Raw genomic sequence first — 10,644 nt, 5'->3', positions numbered from 1 at the left:
GGGCTGTGCTGAGCTGGTCAAAACTTAAAAACGAGAACACAACTATGCTTTTCTCCCGTAAACCTTTTGCTTCGGTTTCCAAGCGTCATTTGCTGATGGTCGCTGTCGGCTTCAGCACCGTACTGACCGGTTGCGCCACGTCGCCGACCTCCAAGGTCGCGTCGAGCACCAAGGTCGAGTACTACCCGAACTGCTACGAGCCGGTGCAACATCTGCGTTCCACCGAAGGCAACATGACCAAATCGGTCGTCACTGGCGCAGCCGTCGGTGCCGTCGGCGGTGCGCTGCTGGGCGCCCTGACCGCCGATAAGGAAGACCGCGGTCGCAACGCGGCCATCGGTGCCGCGGGCGGCGCCTTCGCCGGTGGTGCTGCCGGTTACTACACCGAGCGCCAGAAGCAGATCGCCGACGACAACATGCGCATCGCCTCTTACGCCGCCGATGTCAGCAAGAGCGCTTCGGACATCGACCGCAGCACCGCGTACGCCAAGGCTTCCCAGCAGTGCTACCAGAACGCTTTCAGCAAACTGGTTGCCGACCGCAAGGCCAAGACTGTCAACGACACCGAAGGACGCAAGCGCCTGGCGGAAATCGTCGCTGGCCTGAAAGAGTCCAATGACCTGATCGTTGCGGTGAACGGCAAGGCGTCCGAAGACCTGAATAATTACACCCAGGCTTACGAGAAAGACCTGCAGCAGGTGGGTGTGCAGCGTACTGACGTGGTGACCGTGGCCACTGCTGACACCACGCAGGTTGTGGCGGCGCAGACCAGCACCAAGACCAAGAAGAAAGTGACGCCGGCTAAGAAGAAAGAGCTTCCAGTGGTGCCGAAAGAAGCGGTCGCTACCGAGAAGACCCTGCAGACCGCCAAGGCCAAGCAGGATGAAAGCAAGCAGGTTGCCAGTGCGGGTACTACTCAGGTGAACAGCATGTGCAAGAATCCGGACTTGGGTGACTGGGCTCCGGTGCCTTGCCCGAATGTTTGATCGGGGGCATATCCGTTGCTGCGGTGATGGCGGCTGGCGGTTACGCCCGTACGGCGTGTCACTTTTGGCAAACGCCCCAAAAGTAACCAAAAGGTCTTGCCCCACCACTCGGCACCTCGCCTAGGCTCGGTGTGCCCGAACGCAGGCATTGCTCCGTGGGCCGCCGCGAAGGGTCATCCATGACCCAGCGCGGCTAACCCGGCATCCATGCCGGGTTGCCCACTGCGCAATACCTGCGTTCGGCCATCGTGGTTAACGGGGCCTCCAGATCAAAAGCCAAGCCGAGGCGGCCTTAGGGCCGATCTGGCTTTTAGTGAGACCGCGTTTCCTCTGTGGGTGCGAGCTTGCTCCGGGCGGCGATCCGACGATGGCGTCGGCTCGGCTTGCCTCGATGTCGGGCCTATCCCTTGGCTGCTGACGCTGCCACCCCCTTCGTTTCCAAATGATCCAACGCTCGCTCAACCAGCAACTGAACCCCATCGGCCATGCGGCTGATCGCCAGGGCGACGCAACGGCGTGATTCGTCGATGTCGTCGGCCAGGTCGGCGGCGATGGTGCTGATGGAGAGCAGGTCTTCGGAGGCGTTGGCGAGCAGGGTTTCGGTGTCGATGTGCGGGGAGACGATGAAGAGCTGGTCTTTATCGGGTTCCGGCGGCGGGGCGGGTTGGGGTTTTAGGTAGTAGTCGAGAGCGCGGTTGGTGGCGTCTTCGAGCCGTTGTTCTTCGATTTTTTCGACGCGCGATTTGTGTTCGTTTTTCGGTGGATTCGGTGAATGCTTGACCATATCTATGTACCAGAGTTGGGGTCGACATCCTTTCGCTTGCATTCGAAGAGGTGGCAACTGTACGTAGGTGTGCAAGACCGGCTGGTACTCCCGGCAGACCCGAAGGTCTCCCACGCACAATTGCCATAACGGACGCGAGCATAAAAAAATGCTCGATCAATAGCCATAACCAATTGCGTACCAATCCGGACTTGCACGTCCGTGTCACCGTTTTTGCGATGACGAACAGAGGTTAGCGGCCCTCGGTACTGCTGCCTAGTTCATGGACAGCCCGGCGTTTTGAAGGAAATGTCCGACGAGTCTGAAGGCCATGGAATGCCGTTTCTAAACATGACTTGGCAGTCATCGTGCGCAAAACGTAGGCGATCTTCAGCAAACCGGATTCGATGATAGCGTTCCGCTGAAGAATCGCTAAACTGCGCCAGCCGTTCATTTTTCTCACGAGGCTGTGCCGATGAAATTTCGTTTCTTGTTGTGGATGCTGGGGTGGTTGATGGGCAAGGCCAGCCGCACCAATCCGGCTTTCCAACAGCAGCTGGGCGACAAGGAGCTGGTGTTCCAGCTGCAAACCCTCGACGGCAAGGTTGCCCGGCACTTCACCGTGAAGAACCAGCGCATCACCAGCCAGTCGGGTGTTTATCCAACGCCGGCCTTCGCCATCGCGTTCAAGGATGCAGGCTATGGCTTCGCCACGATGCAGGCGAAGAACAAGCAACTGGCGTTCATGACCGGGATCCAGGACAAGTCGATCCAGATCAAGGGCAACCCGGCGCTGGTGATCTGGTTTCAGGGGTTGATGAAGTATTTGAAGCCGAGGAAGGCCAAGAAGGTCTAGTCGAGAACCCCGTGGCGAGGGAGCAAGCTCCCTGGCCACAAAAGCTCAGCTGTCTGCGTCGGCAATCAATGACTGAACTGCGAAGCCAATTCCCGCAGCAGCACTTCAGCCTCAAGCACCTTGCTCACCACATCATTGGCCTTTTCCCGAGTCAGTCCCACGCGTTCGAGCAGCGCATCGGGGATGTCTTCGTCCGGGCCGGAGCCGATGCTGCGTGAGCGCAGCAGGCGTACGGCCAGGCACACCAGGTTCGGATAGGCGGCGTATTCACCGTCGTAGTGGGGGTCGTGCTGGAAGCGCAGGGCGGTAGCCAGTTCGTCGGGCATGTCCCAGTAGCGCATCAGCCAGGCGCCGATCTGCTCGCGGCTGATGCCCAGCAGGTGTTGCTCCACGTAGCTGTGGCACAGGTGTGGGTTGACCTCCAGGTGTCGGCAGATCAGCGAGAAGTGCGGCGGGAAGACGTGGGCCAGCAGCAGGTAGCCGAAGTTGTGCAGCAGGCCCGACAGGTAGGTCAGGCCGCCTTCCGGGCGTTGGGCGCGGGGCATGGCGCGGGTCAGGCCTTCGATGACGGCGGCGGTGTAGATCGACTGCTGCCAGTACGGCGTGGTGTGTTGCGGGTGGTCCTTGGGCAGGCTCAAGGTCTTGCCCAGGGCCAGGCCCAGCGCCAGGTTGATCACCAGGTCGAAGCCCAGCACGCGGACGATGGCGTCTTCTACCGAGCGAATCTTGCCCGGCGACGCGTAGTACGGCGATGCGGCCCAGCTCACCACTTGCGCGGCCAGTGCCGGGTCGGTTTCGACGACGCCGGTGATGTCGTCGATGGTGGCGTCGGGGTCGACCCGCAGCTTGATGATTTTTTGCGCGGTTTCGGCCAGCGGCGGGATCTCGATGGTCTCTTCCAGCCGTTGCTGGATGCGCCGCGCGGTGAACGCCTGCACGGCCAGGGTGATTTCCTTGCGGTCGTCGTCCGGGCGGTCCAGGTTGGGTGTGATATTGCTCAAGGGCTCGCCGAACGTCGCGGCGCTGGCCTTGGTGAGCATGCTCTTGAACGCTTCGCTGGTGACTTCCAGCAGCAACCCCGGTTCGCCCGAGTTGATCAGCAGCTTGGGTTCGCGCAGCAAGCCTTCTTCGTACAGGCATGGCGAACTGGTCAGCGCCGGCAGGCCGGGCAGCAGGCTGAGGCTGTGTTTGCCGAGCATGCGCTCGAGGCGCTCGGTCGGCACCGCCGTGAGTTTGCGGCCAGTGAGTTCGGCCAGGCGGTTGAGGTCCAGCAACTGGTTTTGCGGAAACAGGACCATGAGCGCGCCGACGGCATCGTGCAGCAGCACGGCCTGCACTTTGCGAGCGGGGTTGAGGTCCGGTCGCTCGATGACTTCGTCAAAGGCGATGCCCAGTTTCTCGAGCAACTGCCGAATAACAGACGGAGCGTGCGGGGTTTCGGGGACGAGGGCAGCTTCAGTCATGGTCTGTATCCGTTTTCCTACAAGTGGGTCAGTATAACCAGCTTGTCCAACAGGCGCGTTCAGAAAACTGAGCGCGTGCTCACACTTGGCCGTATTGCTGCCCGTGGCGCAGCCAGCGGTCCAGCAGCGGGCTGACATGGTCGGGCCAGCGCTCCAGCAATGCCTGGGCGGCGTCGCGTACTGCCGGGAGCAGGTCGGCGTCGCGCATCAGGTCGGCCACCTTGAATTGAAGCAGACCGGTCTGGCGCGTGCCGAGCATTTCACCCGGGCCGCGCAGTTCGAGGTCTTTTTCGGCGATGACAAAACCATCGTTGGTTTCGCGCATGATGCCCAGGCGCTGGCGGCCAATCTGTGACAGCGGTGGGTGGTAAAGCAGCACGCAATGGCTGGCGGCGCTGCCCCGACCGACCCGGCCACGCAACTGATGCAGCTGCGCCAGGCCCAGGCGTTCGGGGTTCTCGATGATCATCAGGCTGGCATTGGGGACGTCGACGCCGACCTCAATCACGGTGGTGGCGACCAGCAGTTGCAGGGCGCCGGCCTTGAATTCGGCCATCACCGCGGCTTTCTCGGCGGGCTTCATGCGACCGTGAATCAGCCCGACCTTCAGCTCGCCGAGGGCGGCGGTAAGGTCCTCGAAGGTGGTCTCGGCTGCCTGGCAGGTCAGCTCTTCCGACTCTTCGATCAAGGTGCACACCCAATAGGCCTGCCGGCCTTCGGCGCAGGCACTGCGCACGCGCTCGATCACTTCCACTCGTCGGGTATCGGTGACCAGCACGGTATTGACCGGCGTGCGGCCCGGAGGCAGTTCGTCGAGGATCGAGGTGTCGAGGTCGGCGTAGGCGCTCATCGCCAGGGTCCGCGGGATCGGCGTGGCGGTCATGATCAACTGGTGCGGGCACATCCGCCCGCCGACGCCTTTCTGCCGCAAGGCCAGGCGCTGTTGGACGCCGAAGCGGTGCTGTTCGTCGATGATCACCAGGGCCAGGTTCTTGAACTGCACTTCGTCCTGGAACAGCGCATGGGTGCCGACCACCATCGGCGCGCCTTCGGCGATCTGCGCGAGGGCGGCGACGCGGTTCTTGCCCTTGAGCTTGCCGGCCAGCCAGGCGACTTCGATGCCCAGGGGCTCGAGCCAGCGCTGGAAGGTGATGAAGTGTTGTTCGGCCAGGATCTCGGTGGGCGCCATCAACGCCACTTGGTAGCCCGCTTCCAGGGCTTGCAGCGCGGCGAGGGCGGCGACCACGGTCTTGCCTGCACCCACGTCGCCCTGGATCAAGCGCAGCATAGGCTCGGGCTGGCTCAGGTCGTAGGCGATCTCGTTGCCGACCCGCTGCTGGGCGCCGGTGGGGGTGAAACCGAGATTGGCCAGGTACCGCGCCGGCAATTTTGTTGCCTTGGGCATGGCCGGAGCGCGCAATGAGCGCAGGCTCTCGCGCAAGCGCTGCTGGGACAGTTGATGAGTCAGCAGCTCTTCGAAGGCGAGGCGATGCTGGGCCCAGTGGTGGCCGAGGGCGAGCTCTTCCACATCCGCGTCGGCGGGTGGGTGATGCAGGTAACGAATCGCGTCGGCCAGGGGCGCAAGCTGATAGTCCCGGGCCAGCTCCTTGGGCAACCAGTCCGGCAGGCTGGTGGGGCCCAGCATCGTCAGGGTCTGCTGGCAGAGCTGGCGCAGGCGCTGTTGGGTCAGGCCTTCGGTGAGCGGGTAGACCGGTGTCAGGGTTTCCGCCACGGGCGGCGGTTCGTCGCCGGTGATGGCGCGGTATTCCGGGTGATAGATCTCAAGCCCCGAGGCGCCGGGCCGGGCCTCGCCGTAGCAGCGCACACGGGTGCCACGCTTGAGGCCTTCCTTTTGCGCATTGCTGAAATGATAGAAGCGCAGACTCAGCCCGCCGGTGCCGTCCTGCAGGCGCACTACCAGGCTGCGACGCCGGCCCATGACCACGTCGGCGCCGCTGACGGTGCCTTCGACGACCGCGTCCTGTCCTGGCCGCAGATGGCCAATGGGCACGACTCGGGTGCGATCCTGATAACGCAGCGGCAGGTGAAAAAGCACGTCCTGGAGGTTTTCCAGGCCGACCTTGGCCAGTTTCTCGGCCATGGCTTCACCGACACCCTTGAGTGTCGTCACCGGCACTTTCGACAGCTCAGTCATGGCAACGGCTTACTTGGCGGCGGGCGGCTTGGCCACGGAGCACAGGCGGATCGAGTCGGCGAGGATCTCGATGGCCTTGGGTCGCGGGAAGCTGGCGCGCCAGGCGATGGCAACGGTGCGGAACGGCACGGGTGCCGTCAGCGGGCGGACTTCGATCACGCCGGGGGAGTAATGGTGGCTGTCCACCGCCGACAACGGCAGGATCGAAATGCCCAGGCCTGAAGCGACCATGTGGCGAATGGTTTCCAGGGAGCTGGATTCCACGGTGGTGTGCTTGGCGCCTTCGCTGCCCTTGGTCAGCGTCGGGCAGGCTTCGAGCACCTGGTCGCGGAAGCAGTGGCCTTCGCCAAGCAACAACAGGCTCTTGTCGTTGAGCAGACCGGCGTCGATGGTTTTTTTCTGGGTCCAGGGGTGCTGGGCCGGCATCAGGACGTAGAAGGGTTCGTCGTAGAGGGGCAGGGTCAGCACGTCGGCTTCGTTGAACGGCAGGGCGATGATGATCGCGTCCAGCTCGCCGTTGCGCAGCTTGTCGCGCAGCACGTGGGTGAAATTTTCTTCGATGTACAACGGCATCTGCGGGGCGACCCGGTGCAGTTGTGGAATCAGGTGCGGAAACAGGTACGGCCCGACGGTGTAGATCGCGCCGACTTTCAACGGGGCGGTCAGCTGGTTCTTGCCGGCCTGGGCCAGCTCGCGAATGCCCTGTGCCTGTTCCAGCACTTTTTGCGCCTGTGCCACGATGCCTTCACCCACCGGGGTCAGGCGCACCGCGCTCTTGCTGCGCTCGAAAATAAGCACACCGAGTTCGTCTTCAAGCTTTTTCACGCCCACCGACAGTGTCGGCTGGCTGACATGGCAACGCTCGGCCGCGTGGCCGAAATGCTGCTCTTGGGCGAGGGTCACGATGTAGCGTAATTCTGTGAGGGTCATGGCGAAACGTCCGTGAAGTTGCGAGCCAAGCATACCGGCTGCAATCGATAGACGCACGTTATCAGACTGGAGGCGCGGTGCGACACTGGCGAATGTCTGTGTGGTCGTTGCCGGATATGAAAAAGGCATCTTTCGATGCCTTTGGTTTTCATTGTGGCGAGGTTTTCACGTTGGAGTCAGCGCCGACGCTTGTCGATGGAATAAAGGAACGGCGCCGTCAGTTCGACCGTGCCGTTGGTCAACAGGTCGGCCGGTGGCTTGGGCAGCGGTTGGGCGCGACGGATCATTTCCAGGGTGGCCCGGTCCAGATCGGCGTTGCCTGACTTGCCCACCAGTTCGAAGGACACGACGTTGCCCTCGGCATCCACCACGAACCGCAAGCGGTTCATGCCTTCCTTGCCGCGTGCCTGGGCGCTGGCCGGGTACTTCTTGTATTTGCCCAGGTGCGCCAGCAGCGTGCCTTGCCAGCTGGCCTTGGCCGCCAGTTGCGCGGGCGAAGGGCCGGGGGCCGGCTGCGCGGACTTTTCGGTCGGCGCCTGGGTAGGCTGCGTGTCGGCGGGTTTTTGCTCCGATGGCGTTTCCTTCGGCGGCTCCGGCTTCTTTTCCACCGGCTTGGGCTTGGGCGGTTGAGGCTTCGGCTTGGGCTTGACCGGCTTGGGTACGGCGATTTCCGCCTTCGGCGCTTCGGCCAGTTTTGGTAGCGGCAGCTCTTCCACCGGCTCGGGCGGTTGCGGCGGTGCGACGACTTTCGGCGGGGCAGGCGGTGGCGGCGCTGGAACCGGGGCCAGTTCGACCATCATTGCCTGGGGCGGCAATTCGATGGGCGGGCGCGACGTCCAGTTCAGCGTCAGTGCGATGGCGAGCGCGTGCACGCCCAGCACCACGGCCAGGCTACCGCTGTAACGCGTCAGCTTTTGGCGCGTCGTGATCATTTCTTCGGCGCCGTCTCGAGTCCGACCAGGCCGACCTTCAGATAACCGGCGCCGCGCAGGGCGTCCATCACGCTCATCAGGTCGCCGTAGTCCACGCCTTTGTCGGCCTGGAAGAAGATCGTCGTATCTTTCTTGCCCTGGGTCTTGGCGTCGAGGGTCGGGCCGAGGCTCTCGACCTTGATTTCCTCTTCGCCCAGGAACAGGCGCTGGTCCGCCTTGACGCTCAGGAACACCGGCTTTTCCGGCCGTGGCGATGGCTTGGCCGTCGACGCCGGAAGGTCAACCTTGATGTCCACGGTGGCGAGCGGGGCGGCCACCATGAAGATGATCAGCAACACCAGCATCACGTCGATGAACGGCGTGACGTTGATTTCGTGGTTCTCGGCCAGATCGTCGTCTGCGCCTTCTTTCAAATGCAGGCCCATGGCCGATTACCCCACTTTCACCATGTGCGGTTGCGAGCCACGCTCGGGCGGCAGGTGATCGAGATCGCGGCTGACCAGCAGCAGGACTTCGGCCGAAGCATCGGAAACCTGGGCCTTGTAGCCGGCGATAGAGCGAGCAAAGACGTTGTAGATGACCACCGCCGGGATGGCCGCAACCAGGCCCAGCGCGGTCGCCAGCAAGGCTTCGGCGATGCCGGGGGCGACGACGGCGAGGTTGGTGGTCTGGGTCTTGGCGATGCCGATGAAGCTGTTCATGATCCCCCACACGGTACCGAACAGGCCGACGAACGGCGCGGTGGAACCGATGGTGGCGAGCACGCCGGTGCCGCTGCTCATGTTGCGACCGCAGGCGGCAACCAGGCGCTCGAGGCGGAAGCTGACGCGTTCCTTGATGCCTTCCTTCTCGCGGCTGTTGGCCGACAGGCGCATCTCTTCGAGCGCGTCATGTACCAGCAGATTGGCGAGGGTGCCTTCCTTCGCGGCGGCGGCGCTGGCTTCCTTGAGGGTGGCGGCTTTCTTCAGCGCGGCGATTTCACCGCGCAGGCGACGCTTGGCCCCCAACAATTCGAAGCCCTTGGCGATCCAGATGGTCCAGGTGATGATCGAGGCGATGGCCAGGCCGATCATCACGGCTTTGACGACCACGTCGGCGTTCTTGTACATGCCCCAGGGCGACAGGTCGTGGGCCATGCCCAGCGTATTGTCGGCTTCGAGCACTTGAGGGGTATCGGCCTCGACGGCCTGGGCCGGATCGGTGGCCACGGGCGTCGCAACGGGTGCGGCCGGGTCGACGGGCGCCTGGGCGGCCGTAGGCGTGGTGGCCGGTGTGGTGGCGGGCGCCTGGGCATCAGCGAAGGCGGCGCTTGGCGCCAGCATCAGGCTGAGCAGCATGGCTGCCACGGCGCCCCAGGCGCGAGGTCGGTTGGTTGGCGAAGCGGAAGAGAGAGAGCGTGTCATGCTGGCCGGACCTGAGAGGAAAAGAAGGTTGATGTTCTTCCAGGCCTCGTGAGGCCGAGAACAAAAGTGGCGAGCATTATTGCAAGTAATTCTTGTTAACAAAAGTAATACAGTTACTTTTTTTGTCGCATGGCTAGCCGCTTATCCCCTGCGGAAGCTAGTCTGCGGCTTTTCCAGAGGAGTTCATGATGTCCGCGCCTTCTGTTTTGATCGCCGGTTGTGGTGATGTCGGCGGTCGTCTGGCGACGAAACTGCTGGCGGCTGGCTGGCATGTTTATGGCCTGCGCCGTGATGTCTCGCGGTTGCCGGACGGTGTGACTGGCGTTGCCGGCGACCTATTCAATGAGGACTGCCCCATGACTTGGCCGGTAGGCGCTATCGATTGTGTGGTTTATTGCGCCGCCGCCACCGACCACGATGAGGATGGCTATCGGAAGGCATACGTCCAGGGACTGCAGAACGTGCTGGGTTGGTTGGGTGACTACGGGCAGGTGCCCGACCGACTGATTTTTGTATCCAGCAGCAGCGTGTATGGCCAGCAGGACGGTGCGTGGGTCGATGAGACCTCCAAGACTGTCGCTGCCGGGTATTCCGGACGCTTGATGCTTGAAGCCGAGCAGGTAGCACTCAATAGCGGTATTCGCGCAAGTGTCCTTCGCCTGACGGGCATTTATGGCCCGGGCCGCGAATGGCTGCTGACGCAAGTGCGTCGGGGTTATCGCGTGGCGACGGAGCCGCCGCTCTATGGCAACCGGATTCATGCGGACGATGCTGCTGGATTGCTGGCGTTTCTATTGGAAAAGGATCGGCAGGGCGTACAGCTGGAGGATTTCTACATCGGTGTCGACGATGCGCCCGCGCCGTTGGCCGAAGTGGTGGGTTGGCTGCGCGAATATCTGGGCGTGACCGAGTGGGCTGATGACGCCAGCGTGCGCCGCACGGGTAGCAAGCGTTGCAGCAATGCGCGGGCGAAGGCGTTGGGTTGGGTGCCCCGTTATCCGAGTTATCGCGAGGGGTATGCGGCGATTCTGGAAGGGCGCTGCTGATTTTTTCTGCCAGCCGAAAAAACGACTGTGGGAGCGAGCTTGCTCGCGATGAGGGTATAACAGTCAACTCGATGTTGAGCGTTATGGCCTCATCGCGAGCAAGCTCGCCC

General features: G+C 62.8%; 10 protein-coding genes. 3 read left to right on the top strand and 7 right to left on the bottom strand.

The features are described 5' to 3' along the window. Positions 1 to 44 precede the first annotated feature (44 nt). Positions 45 to 986, top strand: coding sequence for a type VI secretion system-associated lipoprotein TagQ (gene tagQ / locus J3P79_RS26520; RefSeq protein ID WP_434606965.1), 942 nt, complete (start codon positions 45 to 47; stop codon positions 984 to 986). A 400-nt stretch (positions 987 to 1,386) separates the two neighbouring features. Here tagQ and J3P79_RS26515 read toward each other — a convergent pair whose 3' ends face one another. Next, the gene (locus tag J3P79_RS26515) at positions 1,387 to 1,770 is read right to left on the bottom strand and encodes a DUF6124 family protein (protein ID WP_434606963.1); all 384 of its coding nucleotides are present in this window, start codon (positions 1,768 to 1,770) and stop codon (positions 1,387 to 1,389) included. A gap of 454 nt (positions 1,771 to 2,224) precedes the next feature. Here J3P79_RS26515 and J3P79_RS26510 point away from each other — a divergent pair, with 454 nt between their 5' ends. Next, positions 2,225 to 2,605 carry a helicase gene (locus tag J3P79_RS26510; RefSeq protein ID WP_186643380.1) on the top strand — a complete coding sequence of 127 codons (381 nt, stop codon included), beginning with the start codon at positions 2,225 to 2,227 and terminating at the stop codon, positions 2,603 to 2,605. A gap of 65 nt (positions 2,606 to 2,670) precedes the next feature. Here J3P79_RS26510 and J3P79_RS26505 read toward each other — a convergent pair whose 3' ends face one another. The 6 genes from J3P79_RS26505 to exbB form a co-directional block, all read right to left on the bottom strand. Further along, a complete protein-coding gene (locus J3P79_RS26505; RefSeq protein WP_434606961.1) occupies positions 2,671 to 4,068 on the bottom strand; it encodes an HDOD domain-containing protein in 1,398 nt (465 codons plus the stop codon). A gap of 79 nt (positions 4,069 to 4,147) precedes the next feature. Then, positions 4,148 to 6,223, bottom strand: a complete 2,076-nt coding sequence (recG, locus tag J3P79_RS26500) for an ATP-dependent DNA helicase RecG (protein WP_198724518.1) — start codon at positions 6,221 to 6,223, stop codon at positions 4,148 to 4,150. Between the two features lie 9 nt (positions 6,224 to 6,232). Next, positions 6,233 to 7,153 (bottom strand): hydrogen peroxide-inducible genes activator, encoded by a 921-nt coding sequence (locus tag J3P79_RS26495; RefSeq protein WP_039593629.1) that lies wholly within the window; start codon positions 7,151 to 7,153, stop codon positions 6,233 to 6,235. A 176-nt stretch (positions 7,154 to 7,329) separates the two neighbouring features. Beyond that, the gene (locus J3P79_RS26490) at positions 7,330 to 8,085 is read right to left on the bottom strand and encodes an energy transducer TonB family protein (protein ID WP_434606958.1); all 756 of its coding nucleotides are present in this window, start codon (positions 8,083 to 8,085) and stop codon (positions 7,330 to 7,332) included. After that, positions 8,082 to 8,510, bottom strand: coding sequence for a TonB system transport protein ExbD (gene exbD, locus J3P79_RS26485; protein WP_030142181.1), 429 nt, complete (start codon positions 8,508 to 8,510; stop codon positions 8,082 to 8,084). The genes J3P79_RS26490 and exbD overlap by 4 nt, the downstream gene beginning before the upstream one ends. A 6-nt stretch (positions 8,511 to 8,516) precedes the next feature. After that, a complete protein-coding gene (gene exbB / locus J3P79_RS26480) occupies positions 8,517 to 9,488 on the bottom strand; it encodes a tonB-system energizer ExbB (protein WP_434606956.1) in 972 nt (323 codons plus the stop codon). Between the two features lie 188 nt (positions 9,489 to 9,676). On the opposite strand from exbB, the gene J3P79_RS26475 reads away from it, so the two are divergent. Next, a complete protein-coding gene (locus tag J3P79_RS26475) occupies positions 9,677 to 10,534 on the top strand; it encodes an NAD-dependent epimerase/dehydratase family protein (protein ID WP_434606953.1) in 858 nt (285 codons plus the stop codon). Positions 10,535 to 10,644 lie beyond the last annotated feature (110 nt).

It is taken from the genome of Pseudomonas sp. R1-7 (assembly GCF_051132105.1).
GTDB lineage: Bacteria > Pseudomonadota > Gammaproteobacteria > Pseudomonadales > Pseudomonadaceae > Aquipseudomonas.
This window is presented reverse-complemented; position numbering and strand designations above follow the sequence as displayed.

Excerpts from the sequence above, each read along its gene's own strand:
- tagQ (WP_434606965.1), top strand. The coding sequence starts at position 45 with ATGCTTTTCTCCCGTAAACCTTTTGCTTCGGTTTCCAAGCGTCATTTG.
- J3P79_RS26515 (WP_434606963.1), bottom strand. The coding sequence starts at position 1,770 with ATGGTCAAGCATTCACCGAATCCACCGAAAAACGAACACAAATCGCGC.
- J3P79_RS26510 (WP_186643380.1), top strand. The coding sequence starts at position 2,225 with ATGAAATTTCGTTTCTTGTTGTGGATGCTGGGGTGGTTGATGGGCAAG.
- J3P79_RS26505 (WP_434606961.1), bottom strand. The coding sequence starts at position 4,068 with ATGACTGAAGCTGCCCTCGTCCCCGAAACCCCGCACGCTCCGTCTGTT.
- recG (WP_198724518.1), bottom strand. The coding sequence starts at position 6,223 with ATGACTGAGCTGTCGAAAGTGCCGGTGACGACACTCAAGGGTGTCGGT.
- J3P79_RS26495 (WP_039593629.1), bottom strand. The coding sequence starts at position 7,153 with ATGACCCTCACAGAATTACGCTACATCGTGACCCTCGCCCAAGAGCAG.
- J3P79_RS26490 (WP_434606958.1), bottom strand. The coding sequence starts at position 8,085 with ATGATCACGACGCGCCAAAAGCTGACGCGTTACAGCGGTAGCCTGGCC.
- exbD (WP_030142181.1), bottom strand. The coding sequence starts at position 8,510 with ATGGGCCTGCATTTGAAAGAAGGCGCAGACGACGATCTGGCCGAGAAC.
- exbB (WP_434606956.1), bottom strand. The coding sequence starts at position 9,488 with ATGACACGCTCTCTCTCTTCCGCTTCGCCAACCAACCGACCTCGCGCC.
- J3P79_RS26475 (WP_434606953.1), top strand. The coding sequence starts at position 9,677 with ATGTCCGCGCCTTCTGTTTTGATCGCCGGTTGTGGTGATGTCGGCGGT.